Source organism: Rhodococcus sp. JG-3 (assembly GCF_000482405.1).
GTDB lineage: Bacteria > Actinomycetota > Actinomycetes > Mycobacteriales > Mycobacteriaceae > Rhodococcoides > Rhodococcoides fascians.
The window spans coordinates 3,411,409-3,425,902 of sequence record NZ_KI519398.1; the positions used below are offsets into that span (position 1 = coordinate 3,411,409).

At 63.2% G+C, this 14,494-nt stretch carries 15 protein-coding genes and 1 riboswitch; of the genes, 5 read left to right on the top strand and 10 right to left on the bottom strand.

Features of this window, described 5'->3' with window-relative positions:
- Positions 1 to 15 precede the first annotated feature (15 nt).
- Positions 16 to 612, top strand: a complete 597-nt coding sequence (locus tag K414_RS0117445; RefSeq protein WP_027497117.1) for a hypothetical protein — start codon at positions 16 to 18, stop codon at positions 610 to 612.
- 54 nt (positions 613 to 666) lie between these two features.
- Here K414_RS0117445 and pabB read toward each other — a convergent pair whose 3' ends face one another.
- From pabB to K414_RS0117460, 3 genes are all read right to left on the bottom strand, one after another.
- On the bottom strand, positions 667 to 2,742 hold the full coding sequence (gene pabB, locus K414_RS0117450; protein WP_027497118.1) for an aminodeoxychorismate synthase component I: 2,076 nt from the start codon (positions 2,740 to 2,742) through the stop codon (positions 667 to 669).
- 10 nt (positions 2,743 to 2,752) lie between these two features.
- Positions 2,753 to 3,148, bottom strand: coding sequence for a chorismate mutase family protein (locus tag K414_RS0117455; protein ID WP_027497119.1), 396 nt, complete (start codon positions 3,146 to 3,148; stop codon positions 2,753 to 2,755).
- Positions 3,149 to 3,423: 275 nt separating this feature from the next.
- Positions 3,424 to 3,762, bottom strand: coding sequence for an RNA polymerase-binding protein RbpA (locus K414_RS0117460; RefSeq protein ID WP_027497120.1), 339 nt, complete (start codon positions 3,760 to 3,762; stop codon positions 3,424 to 3,426).
- A gap of 30 nt (positions 3,763 to 3,792) precedes the next feature.
- Here K414_RS0117460 and K414_RS29175 point away from each other — a divergent pair, with 30 nt between their 5' ends.
- The 4 genes from K414_RS29175 (at position 3,793) to K414_RS27270 (ending at position 6,711) form a co-directional block, all read left to right on the top strand.
- Positions 3,793 to 3,933, top strand: a complete 141-nt coding sequence (locus K414_RS29175) for a hypothetical protein (RefSeq protein WP_161631809.1) — start codon at positions 3,793 to 3,795, stop codon at positions 3,931 to 3,933.
- A gap of 6 nt (positions 3,934 to 3,939) precedes the next feature.
- A complete protein-coding gene (locus K414_RS0117470) occupies positions 3,940 to 4,272 on the top strand; it encodes a hypothetical protein (RefSeq protein WP_027497121.1) in 333 nt (110 codons plus the stop codon).
- A gap of 142 nt (positions 4,273 to 4,414) precedes the next feature.
- A complete protein-coding gene (locus K414_RS0117475) occupies positions 4,415 to 4,870 on the top strand; it encodes a TerB family tellurite resistance protein (protein WP_027497122.1) in 456 nt (151 codons plus the stop codon).
- Between the two features lie 203 nt (positions 4,871 to 5,073).
- Positions 5,074 to 6,711 (top strand): cation:proton antiporter family protein, encoded by a 1,638-nt coding sequence (locus tag K414_RS27270; RefSeq protein WP_037219363.1) that lies wholly within the window; start codon positions 5,074 to 5,076, stop codon positions 6,709 to 6,711.
- 53 nt (positions 6,712 to 6,764) lie between these two features.
- Here the strand turns inward: K414_RS27270 and K414_RS0117490 are convergent, their stop codons facing one another.
- The 7 genes from K414_RS0117490 to K414_RS0117520 form a co-directional block, all read right to left on the bottom strand.
- The gene (locus K414_RS0117490; protein ID WP_027497123.1) at positions 6,765 to 8,363 is read right to left on the bottom strand and encodes a TPM domain-containing protein; all 1,599 of its coding nucleotides are present in this window, start codon (positions 8,361 to 8,363) and stop codon (positions 6,765 to 6,767) included.
- A gap of 438 nt (positions 8,364 to 8,801) precedes the next feature.
- The gene (locus tag K414_RS0117495; protein ID WP_027497124.1) at positions 8,802 to 9,248 is read right to left on the bottom strand and encodes a VOC family protein; all 447 of its coding nucleotides are present in this window, start codon (positions 9,246 to 9,248) and stop codon (positions 8,802 to 8,804) included.
- Between the two features lie 139 nt (positions 9,249 to 9,387).
- Positions 9,388 to 10,227, bottom strand: a complete 840-nt coding sequence (locus K414_RS0117500) for an SDR family NAD(P)-dependent oxidoreductase (protein WP_027497125.1) — start codon at positions 10,225 to 10,227, stop codon at positions 9,388 to 9,390.
- On the bottom strand, positions 10,224 to 10,568 hold the full coding sequence (locus tag K414_RS0117505) for a nuclear transport factor 2 family protein (RefSeq protein WP_027497126.1): 345 nt from the start codon (positions 10,566 to 10,568) through the stop codon (positions 10,224 to 10,226). The genes K414_RS0117500 and K414_RS0117505 overlap by 4 nt, the downstream gene beginning before the upstream one ends.
- A 113-nt stretch (positions 10,569 to 10,681) precedes the next feature.
- The gene (locus tag K414_RS0117510; protein ID WP_051365149.1) at positions 10,682 to 11,899 is read right to left on the bottom strand and encodes a benzoate/H(+) symporter BenE family transporter; all 1,218 of its coding nucleotides are present in this window, start codon (positions 11,897 to 11,899) and stop codon (positions 10,682 to 10,684) included.
- Between the two features lie 15 nt (positions 11,900 to 11,914).
- A riboswitch (ZMP/ZTP riboswitch) is annotated at positions 11,915 to 12,002 on the bottom strand.
- Between the two features lie 223 nt (positions 12,003 to 12,225).
- Positions 12,226 to 13,323, bottom strand: a complete 1,098-nt coding sequence (locus K414_RS0117515; RefSeq protein ID WP_152530444.1) for a hypothetical protein — start codon at positions 13,321 to 13,323, stop codon at positions 12,226 to 12,228.
- Positions 13,324 to 13,470: 147 nt separating this feature from the next.
- A complete protein-coding gene (locus K414_RS0117520; protein ID WP_237606214.1) occupies positions 13,471 to 14,169 on the bottom strand; it encodes a squalene cyclase in 699 nt (232 codons plus the stop codon).
- Positions 14,170 to 14,494: the final 325 nt, after the last annotated feature.

Below are 14,494 nucleotides of genomic sequence, written 5' to 3' on the forward strand. Positions count from 1 at the left end.
CTACCAGGGGACACAGTGAAACTGATCAGAACAGCAACGGTCGCAGTGGCGTTGACCGCAGCCGTAGCCACCGGCGCAGGCCAGGCCGTAGCGGATCCGACGTCGGACTCGATGAACTACCAGACGTCGGTCAACCCGGATGGAACCGTCAAGACCATCCTCGACGCCGGTCTCTTCCGCGTCGATGCGACCAGCGAGACGGTGTCGATCGTCGACCAGGCCGGCTTCACGGTGGCGTCGATCCCGCTGGAGTACTCGATCAACGGAACCGTCTACTCCATTGCGCCCCTGATCGGTGCCGAAGGCCGGGAACTCACTCTCACCCCGCAGACAGTCCCTGTCGCTGAGGTCGCCGGCGCGAAGACCAAGCAGCAGGCCTTCGACAACATGGTCAACCAGCTCGCCATCGGTTGGAACAACGGCGGCGGCGTCGGCACGGCCATCGGTGCAGGCCTCGGCTTCGCCATCGGCTGCGTCTCGATCTTCCCGAACTTCATCTCGGGCTGCATCATCGGAACCGTGATCGGTACGGTCGCCGGCACGGTCATCGGAATCAACAACGCCAACCCCGAAGCTCAGCCTGCGGTGTTCGAGTACTTCACCACCGCGTAGAGCACGACGGCCACTGGCCGAGGGATGTGGAACAGCGGGTAGAGCGCGTGCGCTCTACCCGCTGTTCGCTGTCCGGCCAGTGAGGGCTCGACGCATCGACACCGCTTTGACCATCGTCTCCTCGAACTCCTCGTCGGGGTCCGAGAGCGCGACGATCGCGCCTCCAACGCCGTACGTGACCTCGTGCTCGGTCGCCACGATCGTGCGAATGACGATCGAGAAATCTGCCGTACCCGTGATCGAGAAGTAGCCGATGGCACCGGAATACACTCCGCGCGGCCCATCTTCGAGCTTGTCGATGATTGCCATCGTGCGAATCTTCGGAGCGCCGGTCATCGAGCCGCCGGGGAACGCCGCCCTGATGCAGTCGGCAGCCGACGCGTCGTCACGCAGCCGGCCACGAACCGTGGAGACCAATTGGTGCACGGGAGCATAGGTTTCGACGTCGAACAGCTTCGGCACGTGTACCGAACCAGGAACGCACACCTGAGCCAGGTCGTTGCGCACCAAATCGACGATCATCAGATTCTCGGCCTTGTCCTTCTCGTTCGCGACGAGGTCGGCCTTGAGCGCGTTGTCCTCTTCGAGGGTGGCCCCGCGCGGCCGAGTTCCCTTGATGGGCTTGGACTCCACGATGCGGTCGGCGTCGATACGCAGGAATCGCTCGGGGGAGGCGCTCAGGACCGAGACGTCGGGAAAATTCAAGAAGGCACTGTACGGGGTGGGATTGATTTCCCGCATGTAGGAGTACGTCGCTGCGGGGTCGATGGAACCGGCCACGGTGGCAGTGTTCGTCAGGCAGACCTCGTAGGTTTCACCGGAACGGATTTCGGCGAGGCACTGAGAGATGAGGTCGAGGTAATGCGTGCGATCGTGCCTCAGCCGTGGCTCGAGGGACAGCTCTGCGCCGAGCAACGGAGCACCGGATGCAGGTATCCCGCTGGGCGCGCTCACGGTCTGCGCCTTCTCGGACAGTCCACTCAGCGTTGCGGTGACCGAGTCGAACCACTGCGCGAGGACCGGATCCCCGGGGGTATCGGCCAACCCCATCAAGTACAGGGTGCCGGCCTCGTGGTCGAACACCAATGCCCGATCGGAGAACACCATCGAGGCGTCGGGGGTCGCCGAGGTGTGCACCAGCTGCCCGCCCGTATCGGCCTTGAGTTCGTACCCGAGGTAGCCGACGTAGCCCAGTCCGAATGCAAAGGGAAGATCGTGCCGCGGGGGAGTAGCTCGGCGACGTAGTTGGGCGTCGATGTAGTCGAAGAACGTCGAGTGGATATGTTCTCTCGTGCCGTCGGAGCCCTCGACGGTCACCATCGTCTCGGCTACCGAGTACGTCACGTATTCGGCGTGCGGCCCGGAGCAATCGCCCATGACGGTGAATCGGCACTCGGGCTCGAGTGCGGCGCTTCCGTCGAGCCAGAAACTCTTGGTGTCGTGCGCGAACAGCGTCTGGAACACGCGCTCGGAGTCGAAATCGCCGTCGATAGTGCGGGTTTCGATGGTGAACATCGAATCGTGGGTCCCCGCTGCGTTCGCTGCGCTCGACCGCGCTAGCGTCAGATCGCGGAAATTCGCCAGCAGCTCACGCCCGTATTCGGTGCTGATCGACTCGGGGTGGAACTGCACTCCCCACAACGGCTTGCTGTGATGACGAACCGCCATCACCAGACCGTCCGGGGTCCAGGCTACTTCCTCGAAGTCGGCGGGAGTCCGGGTGACGACCAGAGAGTGGTAGCGCACCACGGAATACGGCGAAGGAATCCCCTCGAACAGATCCACCCCGGTGTGCGTGATGTCGGTGATGCGGCCGTGCATCGGTGCGGGGGCCAGATCGACCTCGCCCCCGAAGAGGTGGCACATCCCCTGATGGCCGAGGCAGACACCCAGAATCGGGAGACCGGATTCGCTTATCACTCGACCACTGATACCGAAGTCCTGCTCGACGTCCGGGCGGCCGGGACCGGGCGAGATCACGACGTTGTCGAACGCGGCGAAGTCGAGGGAAGACCACGCGACGTCGTTCTTGACCACGGTCGGTGGTCGGCCGTTGACCTCGGCGAGGAGGCTGTACAGGTTGTAGGTGAACGAGTCGTAATTGTCCACCAGGAGGGTTCTGATCGTCATCGACGTACCTCTATCGTTCGCCCTCGAAGCCAGATTCTGGCCCCGGAGAATCGATGATGAGATCCTCGACGCGGCACGCCTCGGCAATCATCGACTTGTACAACTCTTCGAGAAAGTCGGGCGACAATCCGTTCGCGGACGCGAACTCACGAGCCCGTTCGGTCACCACGCCCACCCGGCCCGGCTGCATCATGGGAATACCGAATTCGCGTTTGACGTGGGCCACCCGTACACACACATCGATTCGGTCGCGTACGGCTGCGCGCAAGACCTCGTCGATACCGTCCAATTCGCGGCGCAATTCCGCCAACTTCTGTTCGCCGACCGCAACGCGTCCGTCCGATTCCGAGTCGGACGCCGCCGTCCGCGGATCGTCGTGCAGACACTGATCGGAACCCTGGCTCACGAGTTGATGCCCCCTGTTTTCGACGACTACGGTGCTGATGATTATCGGTCGCAGCCGACATTTGTTACCGCGATCATCACAGACTCGGTAACCGACTACATGCGATGTTCGATGGTGTCATCTCGAGCCGTTTTCGCGCCACTCAAACTCGAAGAAAACGGACGCTGAACGACAATAATCACACAAGTCACCCGAAAAAAATCTCCGAGTTTCCAACCCATCGAAAAAATGCACCGCCGGATTGTTTCCAATCGGGCGGTGCATCGCTCAAGGGATCAGGCTCCGCGTCGCTTGACCTTCAGTAGATCGAGGCGCTCCTTCAGCAACTCTTCCAGTTCATCCACCGAACGGCGCTCGAGGAGCATGTCCCAGTGGGTACGAGGAGGCTTGACCTTCTTCGCCTCGGGCGCGGTGCCCTCGATCAGAGAACCCTCGAGTCCGTTACGGCACGCCCACGTACCGGGAATCTCGGCGTCGTCGGCGAACGGGACGTCGAATTCCTCACCGTTGTCGCAGCGATAGCGAGCCACGCGGCGGGGTGCCAAATCGTGATCACGATCGGTCTCGTAGCTGACGGCTCCCAGTCGACTACCTCGAAGTACACGATCTGCCATAGTGAAGTCCTCTCCATCGATAGTAGGTATGTGCGCCGATTCCACCGGCCGGTTTCGGCGCGGCCGAGCTTCGTCGTCCACCCACTGGTCTACAACGTCGTCGAGCGTCCGTTCGTTCCCGGCTCGCCCGCGCAGATCAAGGCATCTTACCTCGCCGGCAAAGTAGGCTGAGCGACCATGTCCGTGAAAACCCGTCGCAACCAGACGTGCGAGTGGTGCGGACGTCCCATCGACGATGTCGGCACCGGCCGCAAACGACGGTACTGCCGACAATCGTGCAGACAACGCGCGTACGAGCAGCGCAGTGCCGTCAAGGGGACGTCCATTCCCGTCGACGCCGTCGTGCTGACCGCCGAAGAAGCATCGGCCGTTGCGGATCGCGCATTCGAACTGCGCTGCGCGGCCGAGGACGTCAGCACCGCAGTGGCAGAAGGTGCCGCCGCCGACGAACTGCAGCGCCTGTGCATCGAGCTCGTGGCGAAAGCACACGATGCCGAGCGGCTGCGCTGAGTATTTCCGGGGCTCCTCGCTGGTCGTCCTTCGTGCGGCGCGACGGTCGACGACATCGCTCCCGTCGTTGTTCACCGACTCCGTGGACAATGGGCGACGCACGCGCGTCTTGCGCGGACGCAAAGACACACAGAGGAGCTCCATGGCGTTCTGGGATCAACTCAAGTCCAAAGCACAGGAATTGAACGGGCAGCTGCAAACCAAGACCAGCCAGTTCAAGAACAAGGAGTTCGCCAACGGCAGCATGGCGATGTGCGCTCTCATCGCCGCCGCGGACGGCACGATCGATCCGGCCGAGCGGCAGAAGACGGCAGCGCTGATCGCCGGAAACGAAGCCCTCCGCGTCTTCGAGTCCGATGAGCTCCGCCAGAAGTTCGACTGGTACTGCGACAAGCTGCAGGGTGACTTCGACTTCGGAAAGGTCGAGGCCACCGCGACGATCGGCAAGTTGAAGTCCAAGCCGGACCAGGCCCGTGCCGTGATCCAGATCGGCATCATCATCGGCGGTGCCGACGGGCATTTCGACGACCACGAAAAGGCCGCCGTTCGCAACGCATGCTTCGCAGTGGGAATCGACCCGGCCGAGTTCGAGCTCTGACCCGCTCCGACGTGGGCATCGAGACCGTGTGAGGTCTGCGGCGACCGACGACGCTTCGACGTCGTCGGTCGCCGTTGTCGTCCCTGGATTCCATCTGTCCTGCAATTTCCTACTCCGCGGGTTACTTTGCTCGTTCCGGCTGGGTGCACAGACGTCGTCGACGCGGCAGCGGACCGATCGATCCGTGACCGAGGAGACCGAGCATGACTGTTGCCGCGATTTATCTCGTCATCGCATTCGGCCTCGGCGGACTCGCGATGGCGGTGCGACTTCCTCCGTTGGTCGGCTTTCTGGCGGCTGGGTTCGTCATCAACGCTCTCGATGTCGGTGAGGTGCCGCAGCTGGACCTGCTCGCCGACTTGGGGGTGACGCTGCTGTTGTTCGCCATCGGCCTCAAGCTCGATCTCCGCATTCTGTTGCGCCGCGAGGTCTGGCTCACCACGTCGGTCCATCTCGCGATCAGCGTCGCGCTCGGAACCACGGTGTTGTGGTTGGCCGCCGTGGCCGGCCTGGCCATGCTGTCCGGGCAAAGCCTGACGACCATCGCACTCCTGGCCTTCGCCATGTCGTTCTCGAGCACCGTGTTCGTCGTCAAGGTACTCGAGGAGCGGGGGGAGTCGCATGCGCTCTACGGCCGCGTCGCCATCGGCGTCCTCGTCATGCAGGACATCGTTGCCGTCGTCTTCCTGACGGTCACCAGCGGCACTCTGCCCAGCCCATGGGCCTTCACCCTCGTCCTGCTGTGGCCGCTGACGCGAATTCTTCGGAGAGTCTGGAGCGGGCTGGGGCACGGCGAGATGCAGTCGTTGTTCGGCATCGTGATGGCTCTGGTTCCGGGGTACGCACTGTTCTCCACGCTCGGCCTCAAAGGTGACCTCGGTGCCTTGATCATCGGTGTCCTGTTGGCTTCGCATTCCGCGTCGTCCGAACTCGCACGGTCTCTGTTCCACCTCAAGGAACTTCTGTTGGTGGGCTTCTTCGTCTCGATAGGCCTGTCCGGACTACCCGATGTGCCCAGTCTCGTTGTCGCTCTGCTGATGATGCTCGTTCTGCCGCTCAAATCCGTGCTCTACGTAGCGCTGTTCGCCGCGATGAAACTTCGGTATCGAACGGCCCTGCTCGCAGGACTGAGTCTGATGAACTACTCGGAGTTCGGTCTGATCGTCGTCTCCGTCGGAGTGACGACCGGGCTGCTGGAACCCACGTGGCTGGTCGAAATGTCGATCGCGGTGGCTCTGAGTTTTGTGGTGTCCGCGCTGGTCAACGGCCGCGGCCACCTGATGGTCGAGAAGATGGCGAGCCGGCTGCCCGTCCAGGACGAGCAGAGCCTCCACCCCGAGGAACGCCCCGGTGATGCCGGCGACGCCGAGGTCGTCGTCATCGGCATGGGGCGTGTGGGGTTCGCGGCCTACCAGCGACTGAACGAGCACTACCGATTGGACGTCGTCGGAGTCGACTACGACGGCCCGCGCATCCGTCGACTGGCCGAGCAGGGACTGCGTGTCATCGAGGGCGATGCCACCGACCTCGACTTCTGGCACCGACTACGCAGATCGGATTCCGTCCGGATCGCGGTGCTCGCCATGCCGCGGCACGGTGCGAACGTCACTGCACTGGCGTGTCTACGAGAGTCCGGCTTCGGCGGAACAGTGGCGGCGGTCGCACGGTACGACGACGAGGTGCAGTGGGCAAAAGACCAGGGCGTCGACATCGCCTTCAACGTCTACGCCGGCGCGGGATTGGAACTGGCCGACCAAGTGGGGCATTCGACCCCGGAATACATCGACGATCGCACCGACTCCGAGCCCGACGAGCCGCGTACACCGGACAACACCGGATAGGCCGGCGGTGCGAGTGATGGAGGCGCTCGCCGGAAACGAATGGGGCGGAGTCGTCAGGTACTGCCTGCCGCTCCGCCTCCTCCACCTGCACCTCCACCGGACGCAACGGATCCGCTACTGCTGGAGACGAACACACCGGAGAACGCAGACCAGGGGAGGACCACCGGGACACCCGCCGCATAGTCGGCATCCGCGGGTGAGGTGAAGGCTCGTAGCGGCGTGTCACTCCCGGGGTCGGTTGCGGCCTCGAGTCGTTTCCGAAAGAACGGGGCCAAGCCGAACGCAACGATGTCCGGCAGAGCTACGTTCAGATCGACCGACTCGTCGTTGTCCTTGGCGGCCTGCTTCAGTCCGTCGCGGTACGCCTCCCAGGGGCGAGAGGCGTCCAGGCCCGCGACCGAGAAGCGTGAGTAGGCGATCGCCGTCCACAGTCCTGCAACGAAGAGAAGGCCCGACAACACCACCGCGAGCCACATCGTCGGTGCACCCGACGTCGCCACGGCAATTCCTCCGATCGCGAGAGCGCCGCCGAGTACGCCCAAACCGGCCAACGCTGTCCGGCGTCGACCTGAGCCGTCGGCAACGAATCCGCTGTCCCGCAGTGTTTTCTCCACGAGTTCTTTGGTTGCACCGGGGCCTCGAGCGATCTTCTTCAACTCGTCGCCGAGTACGACATCGTTCTCGGCTCGTTCGGCGAGCATCGACCAGACCGCCTGTTGAACCTCGCCGTGGGCACGGGTTCGGTCGACAAGCCTGATTTCGACTGTCCCTTTGTCGACCTTTCCCGGCTTCTTGTCCTGCTCGAAGGTGAGCGCACCGGCGGTGGCAAGCGCCAGTACGGTCCCCGGTACGCCGCTGGGCTGCGCGCTGCGGTGCACCAGGGCGGTCGCGTACGCTGCATCGGTGGCCTGGTCCGGTCGAACCGTCGTCGGATATTGTTGGGAGACAGTCGGTTTCGCTCGTCCCCGAAACACCGTTCCCACCAGAAGCAGCCCGAGAAGCGCGATCACCGAACCGGCCCACGGCAGCCAGGTCGAGCCTGGACCGTCGGCGAATCTGTTCAAGGCAGTCACCGGCGGACCGGTGCTAATGTCGGTCGCCAGGCGATCTATGCCCGCGGTCAAGCTTCGTGCGACGTCACCATCTCGCAGCGGCGGAATCAGTGCGTCCTCGATGATGGCCTCTTGTTCGTCCCGGGGAACGTTACCGTCGTCGTACGTGGCACCGACGAAGATGCCCGCGCGAGCCTCGTCGATCTTTCCAGGCTCCCGGTTGATCAGTATTGCGCCTGCAGTGTCCTGGTCGACGCCCGTCAGGGACACCCATCTCTGCTGCAGGTCTTCTACTTGATCCAACGTGTCGTCGGGGTCCGCGTCGAGCTCACGCACGTACGCGATCACGTCCGCACCGGTGTCGGACTTCAAGTTCTCCAACTGACGTTGGATGTCCGCGGTCTGCGCCGGATTCAGGGAAAAACCCGTTCGGTCGTAGACACGCTGACCCGAGGTCAAACCCTCGAAGCCGGCGTCTTTGCCGGACGGATCGTCGGAGCAGCCAACGAGGCCGAACGATGCAATGAGGGCCATCAGTACGGCTGCAGCAACTCGGCGGTTCAAGTTCCGACGACGGGATGTCTCGAGAAAGGCGTCCATCGAACGAACTCTAACCAGAGTTCGTATGCGGTAGCCAGCCAATTCGGCCGACGCGGCAGTGGATATCCAGAACGGGTTTCCTCGCCGTTGTTTCGTCACTGTGACGAAACAACGGCGAGGAAGAGCAGAGAGGGAGAGGGTGCCGTCCGGTCCGCAGTGCGCCGATCCCATGACAGCGGGCAGTCAGCGGGCCGGCTGCGACAGCTGCCGACCGGAAGCCCGTCACATTTCCCCGCAGGCATTTCGATACCACCGGGACGCGTCGACGCAGACTTCAGACAACGAAGAGCTTCAGCCGAATCGACTGTGTCGAGGAAAGTTGTTGGGATGCAGCAAACTACGAGTCGATCTCAGCGAACTGCAGGTCGCCAGTTTGCCGATAATCAACATTATGTCAGGTACTGTCCTGAACGTTCGATCGACCTGGGTAATCGGTTGTCACTGCGGCGGCTCCATGAATTCGATCGTCTCTCCGTGTGGACCCACCGCGTACATCACGCGGGTGCCCACCTTTGCCCCGCCGGCAATAGGTTGAGGAGTTCCCTGCGCCGTCCACCCGAAGTCCGCGATTCGCGTCAGGACCGCGTCGATGTTGTCGACCTCGAAGGCAAGGTGCGCGAAACCAGGATCGTGTGGTCGAGAGGATCCCTGCTCTCCCTGGACGTTGCGATATTCCAGCAGTTCGATCGTCTGACCCGCAACGGATACCACCGCCATCCGGACTGTGGCCCCGTGCGCTCCGGTGACCTCTCCCAGAAATTCTCCACCCATCTCACCGGTGCGTTCGAGGACCGCGCCGAGACCATCGATCCAGAATCGAAGGGCGTCATCGAGGGAACCGACGGCGAAGCCGACGTGGTCGGAGCGAAGGATTCTGAACGACATGCCAGGAGCCTACGCCTGGCATGTTTCACGAATTGCGCTTCTGTTCGGCTCTCATCAGTCCGCCTCCGACGATCAACCGCTGGATCTCACCGGCCCCCTCGTGCAGCCGCGGCAGAATCAGCGAGCTCCACCAACTCGGTTACTCCGGAAAATCCGCGCTCCGAGAAAGCCTTTCGTTCGACCGGATGTCGCCCAGGTTTTGTTCCAGCGCACCGATCACGGCGTCGTACCCGCTGTTGCCCAGGATCAGTCGGCGTGGCGGCGGGTCCTGAGCCATCGCTTCGATCACCGCACGGGCACCACGATACGGATCGCCCGGCTGCACCCCGTTCATGTCGACGAAATCGGCACGAACCTGTTCCAGCATGTCGTGGTAATCCGGAATCGCTTCCGCAACAGGCTCGTCGGCGAATCCAGCGTAGGCGTTGGTGCGGAAAGCCCCTGGTTCGACCGCCAACACGGAGATGCCGTGCTCTGCAACCTCCTGGCGCAGAGCGTCGGTGACGGCTTCGATCGCGTATTTCGTAGCGCTGTAGTAGCCGAATCCGGCCGCCGCCAGAAGTCCGGCCACTGAGGATACGTTGACGATCCACCCACTTCTGCGAGTACGCATTCCTGGTAGCACGGCTCGCGTAACGGACAGTACTGCAAAGAAATTCAGCTCGAACATTGCCCGGATCGAGGCTTCGTTCATTCCCTCGATCGATCCGTACCAGCCGCGACCGGCGTTATTGACCAGCACGTCGATACCGCCGAAATGCTCTTCGGCCGTTCGTACCGCCTGCGGTACCTGTGCCGCGTCCGTGACATCCACAGGCACGACGAGAACGCGGTCACCGTACTGATCGGCCCACGACGCCAGTTCCCCTGGACGCCGCGCCGTGAGTACCACGCGCTCCCCCGCCTCCAGCGCCACCTCGGCGTACGCCATGCCGAAGCCGCCTGGGGTGCCACCGGTGATGAACCATCGCTTGCTCATGGCTCGATCACCAACCGGTTGATCAGCGCGCCGTCCAGAGTGAAACGGTAGTGCAGGTCGGCGACTCCCCCGGGAAAATTGCCTTCCAGGTGCTGCGTGACGTCGACGGTCGTGCCGGTCGCGGTCGCTCCCGTGAACTCCGATGTGTAGGTGTACTCACTCTCATTGACCGAGGCGGTCAGCCAGGCCTCGATCTCGTCTCGGCCCGAGTGGTCGTGGCCCTCGTCGGTCACGACGGCATCTGCGGTGAACACGGTGATCGCGCGAGCGCCCTGTCGGACATCGAGTGCGGTCATGAACTTCTTCACGTTGTCCGGGAGTCCATCCCATTCTGTGGTCATGACACCACGGTGATGCCTCCCCCAGGGGGAAGGTCAATACCGAATCGGCACACCGGTATCTGTGCCCGGCACTCGCCCCGGCTCCCCGTCGACTCACGCTGTTACCGAGGACGTCAAGCGGCGGACCGTGGCTTGCCCAGCAGCAAGCGTGCAGCCAGCCCGGCCAGGAGCGCCCAGAAGGCAGCGCTGACACCGACGATGACTGTGCCGGACGCGGCGGTCACAAAAGTGATGACGACGGGGATTCGCTCTACCGGATCAGCGAACGCGGCGGTCAACGACGCGGCGAGTGTCCCGAGTAGGGCGAGTCCGGCGACCGCGGCAATGACACCGACGGGGGCAAGTGCAACGAGTGTGCCGAACGACGCCGACGCCACGCCGAGCAACATCAAGACGATTCCCGCAGTCAGACTTGCAATCCATCGGCGAGTGCGGTCCACACCCGCGTCCGGCCCGGCAGCCAGGGCGGCGCTGATTGCAGCCAGGTTGATCGCATGCCCGCCGGCGGTCGCGCCGAGCAGGGTGCCTGCGCCGGTCACGAGCATCGATCGCCGCCACGGAACCTGGTAGCCGAGACCGGCCATGACCGCTACACCCGGGACGTTCTGTGAAGCCATGGTCACGAGGTACAGCGGAAGTGCAATCCCGACGAGAGCCGCGACAGTGAACGTCGGCGACGTGAAATGGACCCGAGGTAGCAGGTCCGCCGGGCCCACCGTGGTATCGCCGGCTGCCACGGTGATCCCGATGACGACTGCGGCAGCGAGAAAGGCTAGGGGCGCGGCCCAACGGGGCGAGAACCGAAGTGCAACAAGCCAAGTCAGGACAACCGGGGCGACAGCGATCGGGTTCACAGCCAACCCGGTGACCGGGCCGAGACAGAGCTGCAGGAGGACCCCGGCGAGCATGGCTTGGGCAAGCGAGGTGGGGATGCGGGTGACCAGCGCCGCGAGCTGGGGTACCAAACCGGTAAGGACGATCAGCACCCCCGTGACAAGGAACGCCCCCACCGCGGCGGGCCAACCGCCATCGACGGTGCCGGTGGTCGCGAGCAGGGCCGCGCCGGGGGTGGACCAGGCGGCGGTGATCGGCAGCCGAGTCTGCCAGGAAAGGACGATGCAGGCCAGACCCATGACGACGGTGACAGCGAGCAGGCCGCTGGCGGCCTGCTCGTGGTTCGCTCCTACCGCTGTCAGGCCGCTCAGGACTACCACGAACGAACTGGTGAACCCGACCAAGGCCGAGACCACGCCTGCCGTGATCGGTGGCGCCAGTCCACCCGTCTTACGTGCATCAGAATCGGCGGTATCACGCGGTGGGGTGTGGCTCATGGTTCTCCTCGGCTCGGTGGGAGCCCAGGCGCGCGGCAGACGTCAACAGACGAGGCCGCTTCCCGATGGTGATCCATCCACAGCGCCAGTCACGGCCCGACCACAGGGTAGACCGAAACTACGGACCATCGGTACCGGAACAACCGTGACCGCTTCATCCCATGGAGCAACCCGACGCGCACCACCCGAACCATCTTGGATGCCATTGACGCTTTCGCCCGGTATCGAAAAGACTGTGCGCGTTGCGAACCCGGGCAGTCCTCGGTGGGCGGCCGACGAAATCCGTGCCGCCGCCGAAGAGGGCCACGATTCTATCGGTCGCAGTGTCATTCCGGGTCGTTCGAGCGTGCCTGCGTCTCTTCGATCCGTTGCCTCTGCCGCACACCGTATGCGGCTTCGGTGACTGCGCGATCGTCTTCGAGGCCCGAACCGAGCGCCCCACCGATGGTCGCAATGGACGCGAGTAGCCAAGCGAGACTGAGGTAATCGGAAAAGCCGACCGCGTGTCCGAGGGTGCTGGACAGCAGTCCCGGAGGAAGTGTGAGACACGCGGTCCCCAGCAGCATGCAGAACAGGGCTATGTGGAGGACGACAACGCCGATCACCAACGTCACGGCTGTCGCTGCGTTGTACAGCACAGATCTGTCTCGCTCTTCGGGTGATTTCGGCCGCTCCCACAATTCGTGATCGAGAATCAGCCACAGAACCATCGCCGCAATGGAGAGAATCGTCGCCGCGCACATTCGCCATGGGCCCATTGTGTCGGCGAACAACCAAATCGTGCTGGTAGCCAGCGCGAACGCTCCGGTGGCAAACGCTCCGACCAGCACTTTCGACAGCCCTGTCACGAGCCGCCACGGCCGGTTCGCCCGCACCATCCCCGACAACAGCCGCAACCGTCGAAGTCCCGACGGTGCGAAGAAGCGTGTTCCGCCCTCGATGTTCTCGCTGGGAAACCGCGATTGTGCGCCGGGTGGGGCTAGTTCCGGTTCACCCACGGCACAGGCGATTGCCAGTTCGGTCACCGTGCGGACGCGGTCCTCGATACTCACACCACTCACCGCTGCAACGGAGATGAGTGCGAATAATCGTTCGGCGCTGACGTCGGCCACCACCGGCATGGTGTCTTCTCGCCGTGGCAGATCGGTGAGGTACACGACGATTTCTGCGTCTTCCGAAGACGGATCGACAGCGTCGATAACGTCCGCCAAGTCCGCTTGCTCTCCAGAGAGGTACGGCTTACTGCGTACTCGCGACGTCCATCTGCGTTCGCGGTGGTCTCTGCTTCGTAAGTGTTGCGGTAGGTGCGCAGCCACCCGGTGTGCGAGCGCAGTGGGTTTGCCGGGATCAGCGATCAATAACACCGAAGCCGGTTCGCCTGCGGAACCCGCTCGATCCACCTGGTTGTGGTCGATCCCCGACACCGCTCTATTCTAACCAGTCAGGTCCGATCCGGGAACCCTCTGGCTCGAGAATTCCTGAGGCTCGGCGAATTCGGCATCGGTTCACCGAACCGATTTCCGCACAGAGGTTTTCGCTGCTCGCTCGGTCGCCGGCTCACACGCGGATTGTCACGATGTCTCCACTCCGGACCATTCTATGATTCGCAGGGCGCGCAGGGTATTCCACCTATTCGGACGCCCATCGCCATTCTCGATCGGAAAGTGGGCCGCACCGGCGTGAGTTCTGTCCAGCAGCCAAGTGCCGTCGTCACACTGTCTCGACCGGATGTGTTCGATTGCCGCCGTCAATCTCGGGTCGACGAAAGATCCAGCGGTTCGGAAGTAGTCGACTCCACGAAGCAGGTCGTAATGCCACCAGGTCGGAAAGGAGAAAAGCAACCAGTTCGGTTCGACGAGCTCCCCCGTGCTCACCCTCCTGGCCAGCCGGCGTTCCAGAAGGTACTCCTCGCCTCGGTGGCGTGCGGCACTCGACGCGGGAGTGCCGCCCGTGGCTCGTTCGTGCTCGAGCAACCCTTCGAGCACACAGATCGTCGAGTGAAAAGACCCGCGAGTCGATCCGTACTCCGCCTCGCAGTTCCAGCCACCGTCGGCGAGCTGATCTTTCACCAATCTGGTGACGATCGCGTCGACGTCGACTCCGAAATATGCACCCACGGCGACAGTCCTCCCGTTGATGCAGGGCTCGACTTCACCGTCGAAGAACCGTTGGCCTGCGTGTTCCCACCGGCAATTCCGGCGCACCGCCTCGATGGCGGTCCGTACTTCACCGGCGTACGGGTCGACACCCATCTCGCGCATCAACGTCAACGAATGAAGCGTCGAAGTCCATGGCTGCCCTCCTGAGAAATCGCAGTCGAAACCCGATGGGAAGCAAGCACCTCCGGCCCACAGGCCGTTCGGGTCGCGCGCGGCAAGCAAACGCGCGCCCCAGCCTTCGTACACAATTCGATTGCGCTCACTCGCCACATCAGCAGGGGGCGCGTCGTGCAGATCGCGCAGTACCTGCCATCGAATCGCTGGATCCGAATCGAGCAGCCACTCGGTCCATGACCATGAAGGCGAGGCTAGCAATGAAACCGACCTTTTCGGCGCTGTGTGCGGACGGGTCATCGGGCATTCTCTACGTTCCGAA